The 16,863-nt window shown below is 70.5% G+C and carries 13 protein-coding genes, 1 tRNA gene and 1 pseudogene; 5 read left to right on the forward strand and 10 right to left on the reverse strand.

What is annotated here, in order from left to right; translation table 11 throughout:
- Nucleotides 1–4 precede the first annotated feature (4 nt).
- Nucleotides 5–1,297 (forward strand): helix-turn-helix transcriptional regulator, encoded by a 1,293-nt coding sequence (locus tag IG78_RS0110460; RefSeq protein ID WP_318657858.1) that lies wholly within the window; start codon nt 5–7, stop codon nt 1,295–1,297.
- Nucleotides 1,298–1,686: 389 nt separating this feature from the next.
- Here IG78_RS0110460 and IG78_RS0110465 read toward each other — a convergent pair whose 3' ends face one another.
- Nucleotides 1,687–2,199, reverse strand: a complete 513-nt coding sequence (locus tag IG78_RS0110465; RefSeq protein ID WP_249926098.1) for a hypothetical protein — start codon at nt 2,197–2,199, stop codon at nt 1,687–1,689.
- Between the two features lie 182 nt (nt 2,200–2,381).
- Here IG78_RS0110465 and IG78_RS0110470 point away from each other — a divergent pair, with 182 nt between their 5' ends.
- Nucleotides 2,382–3,101 carry a fibronectin type III domain-containing protein gene (locus IG78_RS0110470; protein WP_030561495.1) on the forward strand — a complete coding sequence of 240 codons (720 nt, stop codon included), beginning with the start codon at nt 2,382–2,384 and terminating at the stop codon, nt 3,099–3,101.
- A 117-nt stretch (nt 3,102–3,218) separates the two neighbouring features.
- On the opposite strand, the gene IG78_RS0110475 is transcribed toward IG78_RS0110470, so the two are convergent.
- From IG78_RS0110475 to dnaK, 4 genes are all read right to left on the reverse strand, one after another.
- Nucleotides 3,219–3,674: a heat shock protein transcriptional repressor HspR gene (locus IG78_RS0110475; protein WP_030561497.1), complete on the reverse strand. Its 456-nt coding sequence runs from the start codon at nt 3,672–3,674 to the stop codon at nt 3,219–3,221.
- A gap of 4 nt (nt 3,675–3,678) precedes the next feature.
- On the reverse strand, nt 3,679–4,869 hold the full coding sequence (gene dnaJ / locus IG78_RS0110480) for a molecular chaperone DnaJ (protein ID WP_030561499.1): 1,191 nt from the start codon (nt 4,867–4,869) through the stop codon (nt 3,679–3,681).
- Between the two features lie 84 nt (nt 4,870–4,953).
- Entirely contained in the window at nt 4,954–5,685 is a 732-nt protein-coding gene (gene grpE / locus IG78_RS0110490) for a nucleotide exchange factor GrpE (RefSeq protein WP_030561501.1), read from the reverse strand.
- Nucleotides 5,685–7,556, reverse strand: a complete 1,872-nt coding sequence (gene dnaK / locus IG78_RS0110495; RefSeq protein WP_030561503.1) for a molecular chaperone DnaK — start codon at nt 7,554–7,556, stop codon at nt 5,685–5,687. The genes grpE and dnaK overlap by 1 nt, the downstream gene beginning before the upstream one ends.
- Nucleotides 7,557–7,873: 317 nt before the next feature.
- On the opposite strand from dnaK, the gene IG78_RS0110500 reads away from it, so the two are divergent.
- Nucleotides 7,874–10,156 (forward strand): (Fe-S)-binding protein, encoded by a 2,283-nt coding sequence (locus tag IG78_RS0110500; RefSeq protein ID WP_030561505.1) that lies wholly within the window; start codon nt 7,874–7,876, stop codon nt 10,154–10,156.
- Nucleotides 10,157–10,580: 424 nt separating this feature from the next.
- Here the strand turns inward: IG78_RS0110500 and IG78_RS43950 are convergent, their stop codons facing one another.
- Both IG78_RS43950 and IG78_RS47845 read right to left on the reverse strand, forming a co-directional pair.
- A complete protein-coding gene (locus tag IG78_RS43950) occupies nt 10,581–11,054 on the reverse strand; it encodes a hypothetical protein (protein ID WP_051852509.1) in 474 nt (157 codons plus the stop codon).
- A 240-nt stretch (nt 11,055–11,294) separates the two neighbouring features.
- A complete protein-coding gene (locus IG78_RS47845; protein WP_107054856.1) occupies nt 11,295–11,954 on the reverse strand; it encodes a sensor domain-containing protein in 660 nt (219 codons plus the stop codon).
- Nucleotides 11,955–12,541: 587 nt separating this feature from the next.
- On the opposite strand from IG78_RS47845, the gene IG78_RS0110515 reads away from it, so the two are divergent.
- Nucleotides 12,542–13,651 (forward strand): Yip1 family protein, encoded by a 1,110-nt coding sequence (locus IG78_RS0110515; protein WP_030561512.1) that lies wholly within the window; start codon nt 12,542–12,544, stop codon nt 13,649–13,651.
- Between the two features lie 124 nt (nt 13,652–13,775).
- Here IG78_RS0110515 and IG78_RS0110520 read toward each other — a convergent pair whose 3' ends face one another.
- Together IG78_RS0110520 and dcd are read right to left on the reverse strand one after the other, a co-directional pair.
- Nucleotides 13,776–14,273 carry a phosphoribosyltransferase gene (locus tag IG78_RS0110520; RefSeq protein ID WP_030561514.1) on the reverse strand — a complete coding sequence of 166 codons (498 nt, stop codon included), beginning with the start codon at nt 14,271–14,273 and terminating at the stop codon, nt 13,776–13,778.
- 8 nt (nt 14,274–14,281) lie between these two features.
- Nucleotides 14,282–14,857: a dCTP deaminase gene (gene dcd, locus IG78_RS0110525; RefSeq protein ID WP_030561515.1), complete on the reverse strand. Its 576-nt coding sequence runs from the start codon at nt 14,855–14,857 to the stop codon at nt 14,282–14,284.
- Nucleotides 14,858–15,554: 697 nt separating this feature from the next.
- Here dcd and IG78_RS0110535 point away from each other — a divergent pair.
- Nucleotides 15,555–15,628, forward strand: a tRNA-Gly gene (locus IG78_RS0110535).
- 49 nt (nt 15,629–15,677) lie between these two features.
- Here the strand turns inward: IG78_RS0110535 and IG78_RS41890 are convergent.
- A pseudogene (locus IG78_RS41890) lies at nt 15,678–16,861 on the reverse strand (tyrosine-type recombinase/integrase).
- Nucleotides 16,862–16,863: the final 2 nt, after the last annotated feature.

The following is a 16,863-nucleotide window of genomic DNA, read 5'->3' on the forward strand; positions in this document are numbered from 1 at the left end:
GCCCGTGGAGTGGAGACCGTACGAGAAGGAGCCCGCACGGACCGGATGGGACGCGGGGCCCGCGCGGGGTGCCCCAGAGCACGCTCGGGACACCCCCGAACAGGCGCGGGACGCCCAGGAGCACACCCGGGACGACGCAGAGCACGCTCGGGACGCCCCCGAACACGCGCGGGACGCCCAGGAGCACACCCGGGACGACGCAGAGCACACCCGGGACACCCCCGAACAGGCGCGGGACGACACAGAGCACGCCCGGGACGAGGCGAGTGGGCAAGGTGGTGCCCGGCACCGGCCGCACGGTCCCGGGCACCTGTGCGCGCCCGCCTCGGCCCTGTACGCCCGTGCCCTGCGCGCGGGCCGTGTGCACGGCCGGGAGGCCGAAGCGGTGCCGTGCCTCGTGGACTTCGGGCTTCTGCACCCGGACCCCGACGACCTCCAGTGGCTGCTGCCGAGCGAGCCCGCCGGGGCCCTGCTGCGGCTGCTGCGCGGGTTCGAGGAGGAGGTCGGCCGTGAACGCCGGCGTGAGGCGGAGCTGACGGCGGCGTTCACGCCCTTGCTCGGCCTCTCCACCGGTGCCGGCGTCCCGAGGCCCTACGCGGGGCCCGGTACGGCGCTCCACGGCGTCCCTGGCCCCCTCAGGGCCGCCCCCGCCCCCTGCCCCGAGAGGACCGCCGCCGCGCTCGACGAGGCCGCGTCCCGGTGTGCCCGGGAGGTCCTCACCATCCAGCCGGGCGGCTTCCGGCCCGTCTCGGACCTCGGCACCGCGCCGTCCCGGGAGCAGGCCCTGCTGTCGCGGGGCTGCCGGATGCGCACCCTCTACCAGCACACCACCCGGCACGCCCTGCCCGTGATCGCGCACTTCGAGCGGTTGGAGGGCGACGTGGAGGTGCGCACGCTGAGCGAAGTGCCCGAGCAACTGGTGGTGTTCGACCGCACGGTGGCCTTCGTGCCGGGCGCCCCGGACTTCTCCGAGGCCCTGGAGATCCGTACCCCGGCCGTCGTCGGCCACCTGGCCGCCCTCTTCGACCGGCTCTGGCGCCTCGCCACCCCGATGTACCCGCACCCGGCCGCCCCCCAGCCCACGAGGGACGGGGTGACCGCCCGGCAGCGGACCATCGCGGAGCTCCTCGTCGAGGGCCTCACGGACGCCGGCATCGCCGACCGGCTCGGCATGAACGTGCGCACCGTACGGGTCCACATCGCGAAGCTCGCCCGCACCCTGGGCAGCACAGGACGCACCCAACTCGGATACCTCATCGGCCGCTCGGGCATCCTGGGCCCCGGCTGCCCGAACTGAACCACCTGCATCCGGAGAACTGCATCACTTACGTCCGGAAATGGACCCATTTGCGCCCACCCCCGCCCGTTGCACCGCAACAAGATGACGGTGGCGGAGCGTGCGCGGGCGTTGCATCGTAGTGACAGCGGCAAGGAACGGCCAGTCCCGCAAGCGGAACTGGAACCGGCCCGGTCCCGGCCGCGAGGTGGCTCTGTAGTGGTCTCCCCCCGCAGAGCCGCGCTTCCCTAAGGGTCGCCCCGGTTCGGCTATTTCCCGTGGCCGGCCGGGGCGCTCACGGCCACGGGGGACGTGAGCGCCCCGGCTCACCGCGGGCGGCCCGCACAGCGCCGTACCGCGGCTGCCTCAGGCACTCGCGGGCGGCCCGCACAGCGCCGTACGCGACTGCCTCAGGCACGCGTCGCGTTCTCGCCCGCCCACTCGCTGAGCAGCCGCTCCCGCTCGTCCCTGCGGGGCGTGCCGCCCTCGTGCGCGCGGCCCCACGCGGCCATCGCGTCCAGCGTCGTCAGGAGCGTGGCGGCGCCCTCGGTGAGCCGGGAGAGCAGGGCGCGGGACAGGTCGTACTCCTTCTGGCTGTAACCGGAGGCCGCGGCGACGTACGCCGTCAGCTCGATCTCCTCATCGGGCATCCCCACGCACACCGTCATCGTCGGCGCCTCGTCGCCGCCGCCGAGGCCCACCGAGAGCGCCAGATCGACGACCACGCCCACCTGCCGCTTCAGGGACTTCACGGGAACGTCCTCGACGGTGAGGCTACGTACGTCGTCCCAGAGCCACAGGCCCGCCTGCTGGTGGCCGAGCCCCGTGACGCCCTCCGGTGTCAGACGCACCCCGGGAGCGAGGCCCGACGGCTTGGAGCCCACGTACACATCGCCCTCGGCGATCCAGAACAGCCCCACCATGGCCATGAATGTCCCCCGGTCCCTCGTCACGCAGCGTCTCGCTGCGCCCAACTATAAGGAGTTCGGGCGGGCCGCCTCCGTTCCCCCGAGGGGCCTCGGTTAGGGTGCCTTGCCCCCACGGCACGCCCCTCCCCCCACGTCTGTCTCCCGCTTCTCCCGTGCAACGGAAGGGAACTCCAGTCGTGTTCCAACAGCACCGACCCGCGCCCGCCCCCCGGCGCGACCGCAAAGCCTGGTTCGTCCCCGCGGCCGCCGCGGCAGCGGTTCTCGCCGCTGGGCTCACGGCCACCCTCGGCGCCCCGGCCACCGCTTCCGGCTCCTCCGGGGAGACCGGCGCAGCCGCCGCTGCCGCCCCCCTCAAGGCCCCGGCGAAGTTCACGGCCGAGTCCGGGCGGGACGCCAACTCCCTGTCCTGGGCGGCCTCCACGGGCGCGCGGAAGTACGAGGTGCACCGGGCCCCGGCCGCGGGCGGCGCGTACTCCCGTATCGGCACGGTGACGTCGACGAGGTTCACCGACGACAAGGCCGTGCCCGACGTGGCGTACAGGTACAAGGTGCGGGCCCTGGGAACGTCCTCGCAGGTATCGCCGTACTCGTCCGTCGCACGGGCCACCCGCGACACCCTCGCCCCCCTGCCGCCCCAGGACGTCACCGCGCGCAAGGGCGCGGGGCCCGGGGTGCCGCTGGTCTGGCGCGGCGGCGGCACGGACGCCGTGTCGTACACGGTGTACCGGTCCACGTCCCCCACCAACCCGGCGACGAAGGTGGGTACGACCGGCACGACGTCGTTCCGCGACCTCGGGCCGCTGGAGGAGGACCGGCCCTACATGTACTACGTGACCGGTACCGACGCTGCCGGGAACGAGTCCGAGGCGTCGCAGATCGAGACCGTGCACAACTAGTCCGCACGCGACAGGGCCGGGAGCTCCCGCGAGGGATCTCCCGGCCCGTGCGTCATCGCCTCAGGGGGTGCGCCGCCTCAGGGGCTGCGCCGCCTCAGGAGCGCGCGCCCGCTCCGCTCACGGCTCCGTCGATCTCTTCGGCCGCCACACCACGAGCGCGCTCGCCTGCTGGACGTCCTGATAGGGCACCAGGTCCCTGCGGTACGAGGCGTGCACCGCGGCCTCGCGCTGCTGCATCGCCGCCGCGGCGCCCTCGACGGCCGACGACAGCTCGGCCACCCTGGACTGCAGCGCCGCGACCTGGTTCTCCAGCTCGATGATGCGCTTGATGCCCGCCAGGTTGATGCCTTCCTCCTGCGACAACTGCTGCACGGTGCGCAGCAGTTCGATGTCGCGGGCGGAATACCGCCGGCCCCGGCCCGCGGTGCGGTCGGGCGAGACCAGGCCCAGGCGGTCGTACTGCCTGAGGGTCTGCGGATGCAGGCCGGAGAGCTGGGCCGCCACCGAGATGACGTACACCGGGGTCTCGTCCGTCAGTTGATACGGGTTGCGTCGGCGGCCGTCCCGCTCCATGAGGTCACGCTCCCTTCGCGGCCTTGAACAGTTCTGCCCGCGGATCGGTGTCCGCAGTCGCGTCGCGGTACGCCTCAAGGGCTTCCTGCGCGGCGGGCGACAGCGTGGTCGGCACCGCGACCTCCACCGTCACGAGCAGGTCGCCGCGGGTGCCGTCCTTGCGGATCGCGCCCTTGCCGCGAGCGCGCATGGTGCGGCCGTTGGGCGTGCCCGGGGGCAGCTTCAGGGTGACGGAGGGGCCGCCCAGGGTGGGCACCTTGACCTCGCCGCCGAGCGCCGCTTCCGCGTACGTCACCGGCACGGTCACCGTCAGGTTGTCGCCCTTGCGGCCGAAGACCGGGTGGGCGTCGACGTGCACGACCACGTACAGGTCACCGGCCGGGCCGCCCCGCTCGCCGGGTCCGCCCTTGCCGCGCAGCCGGATCCGCTGGCTGTCGGAGACGCCCGCGGGGATGCGCACCTGCATCGTGCGCGAGGACTTCGCGCGGCCCGAGCCCTTGCACACCTCGCAGGGGTCCTGCGCGATGAGGCCGCGGCCCTTGCAGTCCACGCAGGGGTCGGTCAGCGAGAAGCCGCCGCCACCGCCGCGCGAGACCTGGCCCGTGCCCACGCACGTCGGGCAGACGCGCGGCGTGCCGTTCTTGTCGCCGGTGCCCGAGCACGCCTTGCACGGGGCCTGCGACGACATGCGCAGCGGAACCGTCGCGCCGTCCACCGCCTCCGTGAAGCTCAGGGTGACCTCGGACTCGACGTCCTGGCCGCGGCGCGGCTGGGTGCGGCTCCCCGCGGTCGCGCCGCCGCGGTTGAACAGGCCCCCGAAGACGTCACCGAGGCCGCCCCCGAAGCCGCCCGCGCCGGCCGTACCCCCGCCCGGGGCGCCGCCTCCGAAGAGGTCCCCCAGGTCGAAGTTGAACGATCCGCCGCCGGCGCCTCCGGGGCCCGGCCTGAATCCGCCGTTGCCGAAGAGCGCGCGCGCCTCGTCGTACTCCTTGCGCTTCTTCGGGTCGCCGAGGATGTCGTTCGCCTCGGAGATCTCCTTGAAGCGCTCCTCGGCCTTGGCGTTGCCCGTGTTGGCGTCCGGGTGGTTCTCGCGGGCGAGCTTCCGGTACGCCTTCTTGATCTCGGCTTCGGTGGCGTCCTTGGGGACGCCGAGGACCTTGTAGTAGTCCTTCTCGATGAAGTCCTTGGTGCTCATCCCCGACGCCCCTCCTTCCTTGTCATCCGGCGGGCGCCGGCGCCGAGGTCGCCCTCGGCGCCGGAGCCGCCGTCCGTCTCGGCGTCAGCCCTCGTCCGGGCCACCGCTCTCCTTGCCGTCCTTGCCGTCCGTGCTCTCGGGGGCGCCGTCGGCCTTGTCCTCCGGCTCCGCGGGCGTGCTCTCGCCGTCCTCGGACGCCTCGGACTTCACCGTCTGCGCACCGGGCTGCGGCTCGGCGACCGCGACCCGCGCGGGACGCACGATCCGCTCGCCGATGCGATACCCCGGCTGGAGAATCGCGACGCACGTCGTCTCCGTGACGTCCGGCGCATAGCTGTGCATCAGCGCTTCGTGGATCGTCGGGTCGAAGGGCTCGCCCTCCTTGCCGAACTGCTGCAGACCCATCTTGGCGACGACGGTCTCGAGCGACTCGGCGACCGACTTGAAGCCACCGACCAGCTCGCCGTGCTCCCTCGCGCGGCCGACGTCGTCGAGCGTGGGGAGCAGCTCGGTCAGGAGGTTCGCCGCGGCGATCTCCTTGACCGTCACCTTGTCGCGCTCGACGCGCCGACGGTAGTTCTGGTACTCGGCCTGCAGCCGCTGGAGGTCTGCGGTGCGCTCGTTGAGCGCCGTGCGGACCTGGTCCAACTGGGCGGTCAGGCCCGCTGCCTGGCTTGCGTCCCCGGCCGGGGCCGCCGGGCCCTCCTCGGTGGAGGGCCCGTCGGCCTGCGCCGCCTTCTCGTCAGGGGTGGCGCCGGCGGAGGGGACGTCGGGCTGCTCGGCGCCGTCGCCGAAACCCGGGGTCTCCTCCGTCATCAGGCAGCGCCGCCCTTCGCGTCACCGGGCTTCTCGTCGTCGACGATCTCGGCGTCGACGACGTCGTCGTCCTTGGACATGTTCGGGGCCTCGGCGCCGGGAGCGGCACCCTCGGCACCGGCGGCGCCCTGCGCGGCCTGGGCGTCGGCGTACATGGCCTGGCCCAGCTTCTGGGAGACGGCCGCGACCTTCTCCGTGGCCGTGCGGATCTCCGCGGTGTCCTCGCCCTTGAGCTTCTCCTTCAGCTCGCCGACGGCGGTCTCGACCTCGGTCTTGACGTCGGCAGGGACCTTGTCCTCGTTGTCCTTGAGGAACTTCTCCGTCTGGTAGACGAGCTGCTCGCCCTGGTTGCGGGACTCGGCGGCCTCGCGGCGGGCGTGGTCCTCGTCCGCGTACTTCTCGGCCTCTTCGCGCATCCGGTTGACCTCGTCCTTCGGCAGCGAGGAGCCACCGGTGACGGTCATCTTCTGCTCCTTGCCCGTGCCGAGGTCCTTCGCGGTCACGTGCATGATGCCGTTGGCGTCGATGTCGAAGGAGACCTCGATCTGCGGGACGCCGCGGGGCGCCGGGGGCAGACCGGTCAGCTCGAACATGCCGAGCTTCTTGTTGTACGCCGCGATCTCGCGCTCGCCCTGGTAGACCTGGATCTGGACGGACGGCTGGTTGTCCTCGGCCGTCGTGAAGATCTCGGAGCGCTTCGTCGGAATCGTGGTGTTCCGCTCGATCAGCTTGGTCATGATGCCGCCCTTGGTCTCGATGCCGAGGGACAGCGGGGTCACGTCGAGGAGCAGGACGTCCTTGACCTCACCCTTGAGGACACCGGCCTGGAGCGAGGCGCCGATGGCGACGACCTCGTCCGGGTTCACACCCTTGTTGGCCTCCTTGCCGCCGGTCAGCTCCTTGACGAGCTCGGCGACGGCCGGCATGCGGGTGGAGCCACCGACGAGAACGACGTGGTCGATCTCGGAGAGGGCGATGCCCGCGTCCTTGATGACGTTGTGGAACGGCGTCTTGCAGCGCTCCAGGAGGTCGGACGTGAGCTGCTGGAACTGGGCGCGCGTGAGCTTCTCGTCCAGGTGCAGCGGGCCCTCGGCGGAGGCCGTGATGTAGGGCAGGTTGATCGTGGTCTCGGTCGAGGACGAGAGCTCGATCTTCGCCTTCTCGGCGGCCTCGCGCAGGCGCTGGAGCGCCATCTTGTCCTTGCCCAGGTCCACGCCGTGGCCGTTGTTGAACTGCTTGACCAGGTAGTCGACGACGCGCTGGTCCCAGTCGTCACCACCGAGGTGGTTGTCGCCGTTGGTGGCCTTCACCTCGACGACGCCGTCGCCGATCTCCAGGAGCGAGACGTCGAAGGTGCCGCCACCGAGGTCGAAGACGAGAATCGTCTGGTCGTCCTTGTCGAGGCCGTAGGCCAGGGCGGCGGCGGTGGGCTCGTTGACGATGCGCAGGACGTTCAGACCCGCGATCTCACCGGCCTCCTTGGTGGCCTGGCGCTCGGAGTCGTTGAAGTACGCCGGGACGGTGATGACGGCGTCCGCGACCTTCTCACCCAGATACGACTCGGCGTCGCGCTTCAGCTTCTGCAGGATGAAGGCGCTGATCTGCTGGGGGTTGAAGTTCTTGTCATCGATGTCCACCTTCCAGTCAGTGCCCATGTGGCGCTTGACGGAGCGGATGGTCCTGTCGACGTTGGTGACCGCCTGGCGCTTGGCCACCTCGCCGACAAGCACCTCACCGTTCTTCGCGAAGGCGACGACGGACGGCGTGGTCCTGGCACCCTCGGCGTTGGTGATGACGGTGGGCTCGCCGCCCTCCAGAACGCTGACGACGGAGTTAGTCGTGCCCAGGTCGATGCCGACCGCACGTGCCATTTCGATGCCTCCAGATAACTTCTTGAGTGGAACTGACTCAAGGGTGCCTCACTCGTCCCGCCGAGTCAACAGAGCTGAGTCACCTCGACTCAACTCTTATCCGCTCCTTACGCGCAAGGCCGGGGCGCGCCCGTGCATCGCCCGCACATCGCCCACGTAATCCCACCTGCCAGGGCCCTGAGCGACGCAGATCACCGCTCGGCTGGCTACAGTGCGGCGAGGTAAGTGGGTAGTCTCGGACGGACTGCATAAGTTACCGCTTAGTAATAGCCTGACCGCTTGGATTGCCCACCCTCGCAGGCCCGAGGAGCCCCGAAATGCAACTCGCCGCGATCATCGTGTCGCTGGTCCTCATCGCAGTCGGCGTCGCCCTGTTCGGGCGTGCCATCGTGCAGATCTTCCGCTTCATGATGCTCGGCAGGCCGGTGCCCGCCGGGACGAGGAGCAACGATCCCGTACTGCGGACCCTCACCGTGGCCAGGGAGTTCCTGGGCCATACGCGGATGAACAAGTGGGGTGTCGTCGGCGTCGCGCACTGGTTCGTGGCGGTGGGCTTCTTCTCCCTGCTGCTCACGATCGTGAACGCCATCGGCCAGCTCTTCAAGGCCGACTGGATGCTGCCGCTCATCGGCGACTGGGCGCCCTACAACGTCTTCGTCGAGTTCCTCGGCACGATGACCGTGCTCGGCATCCTGACGCTCATCGTCATCCGCCAGTTGAACAGGCCGGACCGGCCGGGCCGCAAGTCCCGCTTCGCGGGTTCCAACACCGGCCAGGCGTACTTCGTCGAGTCGGTCATCCTCGTCGTCGGCGTCTGCATCTTCACACTGCACGCCCTGGAGGGCGCCCAGCACCATGTGGACGGCTACGAGGCCTCGTTCTTCCTCTCGTACCCCCTGGTCTCGGCGTTCCAGGACCTGGACGTCTCCACCCTGCAGAACCTGACCTACTTCTTCGCGGGCCTGAAGATCGCCACGTCCTTCATCTGGATGATCACGGTGGCCCTGAAGACCGACATGGGCGTGGCCTGGCACCGCTTCCTGGCGTTCCCCAACATCTGGTTCAAGCGCAAGGCCGACGGCTCCGCCTCGCTCGGCGCGCTGCTCCCGATGACGTCAGAGGGCAAGGAGATCGACTGGGAGGACCCGGACGAGGACACCGTCTTCGGCGTCAGCCAGGTCGAGCAGTTCTCCTGGAAGGGCCTCCTTGACTTCTCCACCTGCACCGAGTGCGGCCGCTGCCAGTCGCAGTGCCCCGCCTGGAACACCGGCAAGCCGCTCTCCCCGAAGCTCCTGATCATGTCGCTGCGCGACCACGCGCACGCCAAGGCCCCGTACCTGCTCGCGGGCGGCGGCAAGTCGATGGAGGGCGAGGAGAAGGCGACGGCCGAACAGCTCGCCGACGTCCCCGCCACCGCCCTCGCGGAGGCCGAGCGCCCCCTCGTCGGCACCCTCGAAGAGGGCGGTGTCATCGACCCGGACGTCCTGTGGTCCTGCACCACCTGCGGCGCCTGCGTCGAGCAGTGCCCGGTCGACATCGAGCACATCGACCACATCGTCGACATGCGCCGCTACCAGGTGATGATCGAGAGTGCCTTCCCCTCCGAGGCGGGCACGATGCTCAAGAACCTGGAGAAGAAGGGCAACCCCTGGGGTCTGGCGAAGAAGCAGCGCCTGGAGTGGACGAAGGAAGTCGACTTCGAGGTGCCGGTCGTCGGCAAGGACATCGAGGATCTCACCGAGGTCGAGTACCTCTACTGGGTCGGCTGCGCGGGCGCCCTTGAGGACCGCGCGAAGAAGACGACGAAGGCCTTCGCGGAACTCCTGCACATGGCGGGCGTCACGTTCGCCATCATGGGCGGCGACGAGAAGTGCACCGGTGACTCGGCCCGCCGCCTCGGCAACGAGCCGCTGTTCCAGCAGTTGGGCGCGGAGAACGTGATGTCCCTCAACGCCGCCTTCGGCGAGGAGACGGACGACGACGGCAAGGTCACCGACGAGTCGAGGAAGCCGAAGTCCGCGAAGAAGATCGTCGCGACCTGCCCGCACTGCCTCAACACCCTCGGCAACGAGTATCCGCAGCTCGGCGGCGACTACGAGGTCATCCACCACACCCAGTTGCTCCAGCACCTCATCGACGAGGGCAAGCTGGTCCCGGTGACCCCGGTCGAGGGCCTCATCACCTACCACGACCCGTGCTACCTGGGCCGCCACAACAAGATCTACACGCCCCCGCGCGAGATCATGGACAAGGTCCCCGGCCTGCGCCAGCAGGAGATGCACCGCCACAAGGAGCGCGGCTTCTGCTGCGGTGCCGGTGGCGCGCGGATGTGGATGGAGGAGCGCATCGGCAAGCGCATCAACACGGAGCGGGTCGACGAGGCGCTGTCCCTCAACCCGGACATCGTGTCGACTGCCTGCCCGTTCTGCCTCGTCATGCTCACCGACTCCGTCAACGGCAAGAAGAACGAAGGCGCCGCCAAGGAGTCCCTCCAGGTCGTCGACGTCGCCCAGCTCCTGCTGGACTCCGTCAAGACGCCGGTGGACCCGGCGGGCCAGGAGGAGCCGGCGGACGCGCCGGAGCCGGAACCGGCGAAGTAACCCGCCGGTGCGTAAGCGTTCGGGGGCCGGTTCCGCCTGGGGGCGGCACCGGCCCTTCGCGTTCGGTTTCTCGGCTGCGGGTCTCACCGTGGCGGCGCTCAGGTGAGTTCCAGCCCGTCCGGCGCTTGAGGACGAGCGCGCAGCGCGAAGAGCAGCACCCCGAGCAGCACAATCCCAGCCCGTCCGGCGCTTGAGGACGAGCGCACAGCGCGAAGAGCAGCACCCCGAGCAGCACAATCCCAGCCCGTCCGGCGCTTGAGGACGAGCGCGCAGCGCGAAGAGCAGCACCCCGAGCAGCACAATTCCAGCCCGTCCGGCGTTTGAGGACGAGCGCGCAGCGCGATGGGCGGCACCCCGTTTCCCCGGACGGAAAAGTCACCCGTGACGGGGCCCAGGGCGGAGCTCCCCCGGGCGCAGCCAAGGCTCACGGCTCCACCACCCGGAGGGCCTCGGCCGTGCGGAGCAGCGCGCTCAGGTGCGCGGTGTCGCACAGGACGCCGGGAGCCGACGGCGGCACCACCCACCGGGTGAGCATCGACACCGGGCGCCCGAGCCGCGGCACACCGAGGAAGGTGTTGGTGCTGAGCCGCTCCTCGGCCCCGTTCCAGGGGGAGCCGGTGCCGATGAGGACGTAGTAGGGCCCGAGCCCGCTGCGGATGTCACGGATGACAGGACCGGCGAGCCAACCCCCGAGGAACTCGGCCACGGTCCGGGGTTCGCTGCTGTTGACGGCGGCGTGTATGCGCTCGGCGGGTACGCGGATGGCGTCGAAGCGGCGCCCCAGGGGAAGCAGGGCCATGCCCCGTTCCGCCCACGCGGCATGCACCGCGTCCGGCAGCGGGTCGGCTCCCGCGAGCCAGGCGGTGAGCAGTTGCTTGTTCTCGTTGAGCGTGGTCATCGAGGAGCCCCCGGCTTCATGGTGATCGCTGTCACACCCATGACGGTAGAGGAGACGTGGCGCACGCCCGACCACGCCGCCGCCCCCGCGTGCGAACGGACCACAGGCCCGCCCTCCCGGAACGGACCACGGGCCCGCGCCTGCCCGGCGCGGGCCCGTACCCATATCCCCCGTGCTTCCCCCGTGTTCCCCCGTGCCCCCGTGCTCCCCCGTAACCGCCCGGCGAAGCCGAGCGGGGCCTCAGTACAGCTTGTTCACCGCCGTACGCGTCGTCTCCTTGAAGGCGGCCACCGGCGGGGAGCCCCAGTTGCTCTCCCAGGTCACGATGGTGACCACGGCACCGTCGCGTCCCACCGATGACAGGATGTTCTGGTACCCGTGGAAGCCCTGGTACCCGGCGCCGTGCACATGGGCGCCCTCCTCGACGTCGACCCGGCCGTGGTCCCAGTACGTCACGTCCCTATCGGGATACTCCGCCTCCAGGGTGGCCTCGCAGCGGGCGAGCGCCGCGTCGACGCGCTCCGCGAAGGCGGCGGCCTCGGCCTCGCTCGGCAGGACGACGACCACCTGCTCCGCGCTCGCGGTCTCGGGAGTGCTGTACGAGGCCGACCAGAGATCGTTCTCCGGGAACGGGAAGGAGCCGTCCACGCAGCGCGGGGAGCCCGGCATGCCCGCGGCCGGGCCGCCCGTCCCGTACCACGCCGAGAACGGGTCCGGCGGCATGTCGGACGGCTCCAGGAACCCGGGCTGCTCGGCCCGCGCTCCCGCACCCCCGCCCGCGGACACCTCTCCCGCGAGAGCTGACGGCGCCCCAAGTGCCGCCACCGCCGCCACCGCCACCGCCACCAGGACGGTTCCCCCTGTCACGGCCCGTCGGCGGCCCCGGCGTCCCTTGTCCATCGTGATCCCCCCTGTTAGCTGCACTCGACGCCCGCCCCCGGGCAAACGCTCTTGCCCAGAGCATGTGCCGCAGCGCCTCCGTCACTCGCCGACCTGCCTCATCCGGCCGGATTTCAACGGAAGTTACGCCGAATACGCCCCCTTGCAGATCTCGGCGCCCTCAAGGTCACAACACGCAAACTCCCCACCTCCACCACGCAACCTTCACACCCCGCCCCGGCAAGCTCCGCCTCGCGGGGGCGACCAGGGTGGCCGCCCCCCGTCCGCAGCCGTCACCTACGTGAGCGGCAAGAAGCACGCGGGCGCCGTCGTCGTCACGTACGGCAAGGCGGGTGGGGCCGGTCGCAGCGTGGCGTCGCCGACCGACCCCTGCCGCCCCCAAGGACCGCCGCCCCCGCGACACCCCCGCGCGGGGGCCGGCCCACACCCCCGAGGCCGACCGTGCGCCTGCGCGGCGGCGACAGCGGACGCTGACCTGGGGCTGTCCCCTCCGGGTCCCCCTAGGGGTTGTCACAGGTCGGCCGCAAAGCCGCTCTCCTCCACAGGAGGGACGACCCCGCCCCGCCAGACCGGGTACGTTCGATTCCGTGGCTGGATTCAGGAGCGGACGCGGCGGCCGGGACAACCGCGCACAGCAAGGACCCCGACAGGGACCGCACCAGGGAGGGCACCCGGGCCAGGGCGGCGGTCAGCAGGGACCCCGGCAGGACCCGTACGGGCAGCAGGCCCCCCAGGGCGGCCAGGCCCCGTACGGGTACCCGCCCGTGTACGGGGGCCCGGGCCCCGGCCAGTACGGCGGCGGCCCGCAGAGGAACCCCCAGGGCGGCGGTCAGCACTACGGGAGCGCCCAGCAGTGGCCCCAGCCTCCGGGCGGCCACGGCGAACCGGAGTACTTCGGTCCCCAGGGCGGCCAGGGTGGTCAGGGAGGTCAGGGAGGTCACCCCGGCGGCCACGCGGGTCCCGGAGGTCCCGGCGGCCACGGAGGCCACGGTGGTCCCGTCGGCGGTCACGGCGGCCCCGGTCATGGCCACGGCGGCGGGCACGACCCGTACGCCGCCAACAACCCCGGCAACACCCAGGCCTTCTCCCTGGGCGAGGACCCGTACAACGACGGGGACACCTACCACGCGGGCCAGGCCCCGCCAGGACCCATCGGCCCGAAGCTGCACTGGAAGGACCTGCTGCGCGGCATCGTGCTGCGCCCGGTACCGACCTTCATGCAGATGCGGGACTACGCGATGTGGGTCCCGGCCGTCGTCGTCACGTTCCTCTACGGCCTGCTCGCCGTCTTCGGCTTCGACGAGGCCCGCGAGGACGTACTGAACGCCACGCTGTCCACGGCGGTCCCCTACGTCCTCACCACGGGCGTCGCGATCTCCCTCAGCGCGTTCATCCTCGGCATCGTCACGCACTCGCTCGCCCGGCAGTTCGGCGGCAACGGCGCCTGGCAGCCGACGGTCGGCCTCTCCATGCTGATCATGGCGATCACGGACGCGCCGCGCGTCATCGTCGCCCTGTTCCTCGGCGGCGGCAACAGCTTCGTCCAGCTCCTCGGCTGGGCCACCTGGCTGGCCGCGGGCGCGCTGCTCACCCTCATGGTGAGCAAGTCGCACGACCTGCCGTGGCCGCGGGCGCTCGGCGCGTCGGCGATCCAGCTCCTGGCGATCCTGTCGATCATCAAGCTCGGTACGTTCTGAGGCACGCGGGCGGCGCGCACGCTCCCGTGCACGAGCCTCCCGTACACGAGCCTCCCGTACACGAGTAGGGCCCCGGCGAGCACAAGCTCACCGGGGCCCGACGCATGAACGCGTCGATGTACGGTCAGGCGTCGAGAACCTGTCCCTGCCGCCGTACGACGGGCGGTTCGACGCTCCATGGGAAGTTGATCCACTCATCGGTGCGCTTCCACACGTACTCGCACTTCACGAGCGAGTGGGACTTCTCATAGATGACGGCGGAGCGCACCTCGGCGACGGCGTCGAGGCAGAAGTCGTGCACCAGCTTCAGCGTCTTGCCGGTGTCGGCGACGTCGTCGGCGATGAGCACCTTCTTGTCGGTGAAGTCGATGGCGTTGGGCACCGGGGCGAGCATGACGGGCATGTCCAGGGTGGTCCCGACCCCGGTGTAGAACTCCACGTTCACCAGGTGGATGTTCTTGCAGTCGAGGGCGTACGCGAGTCCGCCCGCGACGAAGACACCGCCGCGCGCGATGCTGAGCACGACGTCGGGCTCGTACCCGTCGTCGGCGATGGTCTGCGCCAGCTCGCGGATCGCACCGCCGAACTTCTCGTACGTCAGGTTCTCGCGCACGTCACTCATGGGGGATGTCACACCTGGGTCCGATGGAAGTTGAGGAAGGAACGGGAGGCGGTGGGGCCGCGCTGGTTCTGGTAGCGGGACCCGTACCGCTCGGACCCGTAGGGGGCCTCGGCGGCGGAGGTCAGCCGGAACATGCAGAGCTGCCCGATCTTCATCCCCGGCCACAGCTTGATGGGCAGGGTGGCGAGGTTGGACAGCTCAAGGGTCACGTGGCCACTGAACCCCGGGTCGATGAATCCGGCGGTGGAGTGGGTCACGAGCCCGAGCCTGCCGAGGCTCGACTTGCCTTCGAGGCGGCTGGCGAGGTCGTCGGGGAGCGTGATGACCTCGTACGTGGAGGCGAGCACGAACTCCCCCGGGTGGAGGATGAACGGCTCGTCCCCCTCCGGCTCGACGAGCCGGGTCAGATCCGCCTGTTCGACGGACGGATCGATATGCGGGTAGCGGTGGTTCTCGAACACCCGGAAGTAGCGGTCGAGGCGCACGTCGATGCTCGACGGCTGCACCATGGATTCGTCGTACGGATCGATCCGCACCCGTCCGGCGTCGATCTCGGCCCGGATGTCCTTGTCTGAGAGAAGCACGCACCGAGGATACGCAGAGCGCGCGGGACCGCCCCAATCGGACGGTCCCCGCGCGCCCCGGCCACGGCGCGCCGCACGCGCCGCGCTTTCCTCAATCGTCCGCTACAGACTTCTGCTACCGCTTCGCCAAGGTCACCGGCACGGCGTGCCGGAGCCGGGCGCAGCGGGGACACCGGATGAGCCGGCCGGGGCCGAGCCGGTCGGCCTGCTGCATCGGGAACGAAGCGGTGCTGAACACGTGCCCTTCGGCACAACGGACGACGGTGCGCTCCATCAAGTCCACGATTCCCTTTCCCCAGAGCCGTAAAGAGAGCCGTCCACCCGCGAACGGGGGCCGCATCCGACCGACGGCGAAAGCCACATTACGGGATGAAAGGGACGCCATTCCAGGCGGCACTCCGTCCACGCGAACCCCCCGCACGAGCCTCGCGCGAGCCCCTCACGAAACCCCCACGCGGCACCCGGACACCCCCGGACACGCACACCGGGCACGCACCCCGGGCACACCGGGCAGCCCCCGAGTCACCCCCGAGGCGGCCCCCACCGTACGCCCCAACTCCCTTCGCCCGCAGTCACCCAGACCCCACGCAGCGCAGCCGGGCGCGGGGGCGGGGGCGGGGGCGGGGGCGGGGGCGGCCTGGGCCTGCGATGGGGTAGAGTGTGCGGCGGTACGAAACCGGTTCAACCGGGGTACTGCGCGGGTGTAGTTTAATGGTAGAACATCAGCTTCCCAAGCTGAGAGCGCGAGTTCGATTCTCGTCACCCGCTCCACAGTTAAGGCCCAGGTCAACGACCCGGGCCTTTTTGCTGTCCTCGTTGATCACTCGCTGCGTGCCAGATCCGTGCCAGAAGGGTGCTCGCCCGCTTGGTCGGGGTCGTCGACGGAGGCCGCTCGTCGGACCCGACGCACGGTGTCGTCCAGCCCTGCGGCGACCTCCCGCTGTCGGTCGTCGTCGGAGTGCTGATAGATCAACGCGGCTTTCTCGGACGACTGTCCGGCGCGGACCATGGTGTCTTTGAGCGTGGCCCCCGACCTGGTCGACAGCGTGTGCCCGGTGTGACGAAGGTCGTAGAACCGGAACCCCTCCGGCAGACCGTCGACAAGCTGCCGAGCCTTGCGCCACTTCCGCCCGAAGGTACTGCGCCGGAACGGGGCCCCGCGCTCGCCGACGAAGACCAGCCCATTGGGGCCCGGCTCGACGTACGACTCCATATGCCAGCGCAGCTAACGCCGGAGGAACGCGGGCAGGACCACGGTCCGCACCCCGGCCTCGGACTTGGTGTCGCCCTGAACACGTCGCCCGTTCATGCGCTCCGGCTCCGCCGCACGCACACGAATTCGCAGGGTGTCGAGGTCGATGTCCTTTCGCCGGAGGCCGGCCAGCTCCTCCGGCCGCAGCGGACCGTACGCCCCGAGATAGACCATGAGCCGCCACCGCATCCCCATGGCTTCGGCGAGCGCGTCGACCTGGCCGACGGTGGCGATGCGCCGCTCAGCGGCCTTCTCCTTACCGGCACCCTTGATCCGGCAGGGGTTCCGGGTGACCAGCTCGTCATCGACCGCCGTCTCCATGACGGCCTTGAGGAGTCGGTACGCCTTGGCGGTCATCGTCTTCGCCCCCGTGCTCCGCAGCCGTTCAGCCCGCCACTCGCGTACGCGCGGCGCGGTGATCTCGTCCAGGTCGAGGTCAGCGAAGGCCGTGAGGTGCTTGTCGAGGAGGTACCGGTAGAGGTCCTGCGTGAGCGGCGCGAGTTCCCGTTCCTCCACCCACTTATCGGCGTAGACGCGGAAGCCCACCGCCCCCGCGTCCGGTCCCTCCACTCGCCCCGGCGGATCTCCGTCTGTTTCTCGGCAAGCCAGTCATCGGCGTCCACTGTCGTCTCGAAAGTGAAAGGAGCTGGACGCATCACACCGTCCGGCCCCGGATAGCGCGCCTGGAAACGGCCGGACGGCAACCGCCTGATCGCACCGAAGCGGCGGCGCCTCCCTCTGCTGTTGGCCACTA

It is taken from the genome of Streptomyces aureocirculatus (assembly GCF_000720475.1).
Lineage (GTDB): Bacteria > Actinomycetota > Actinomycetes > Streptomycetales > Streptomycetaceae > Streptomyces > Streptomyces aureocirculatus.

Bases quoted from the DNA above. Each gene is read 5' to 3' on its own strand.
- dnaJ (WP_030561499.1), bottom strand. From the start codon at position 4,869: ATGAGCACCAAGGACTTCATCGAGAAGGACTACTACAAGGTCCTCGGC.
- grpE (WP_030561501.1), bottom strand. From the start codon at position 5,685: ATGACGGAGGAGACCCCGGGTTTCGGCGACGGCGCCGAGCAGCCCGAC.
- IG78_RS43950 (WP_051852509.1), bottom strand. From the start codon at position 11,054: ATGACCACGCTCAACGAGAACAAGCAACTGCTCACCGCCTGGCTCGCG.
- IG78_RS0110475 (WP_030561497.1), bottom strand. From the start codon at position 3,674: ATGGAGCGGGACGGCCGCCGACGCAACCCGTATCAACTGACGGACGAG.
- dnaK (WP_030561503.1), bottom strand. From the start codon at position 7,556: ATGGCACGTGCGGTCGGCATCGACCTGGGCACGACTAACTCCGTCGTC.
- IG78_RS0110500 (WP_030561505.1), top strand. From the start codon at position 7,874: ATGCAACTCGCCGCGATCATCGTGTCGCTGGTCCTCATCGCAGTCGGC.
- IG78_RS47845 (WP_107054856.1), bottom strand. From the start codon at position 11,954: ATGGACAAGGGACGCCGGGGCCGCCGACGGGCCGTGACAGGGGGAACC.
- IG78_RS0110520 (WP_030561514.1), bottom strand. From the start codon at position 14,273: ATGAGTGACGTGCGCGAGAACCTGACGTACGAGAAGTTCGGCGGTGCG.
- IG78_RS0110465 (WP_249926098.1), bottom strand. From the start codon at position 2,199: ATGGTGGGGCTGTTCTGGATCGCCGAGGGCGATGTGTACGTGGGCTCC.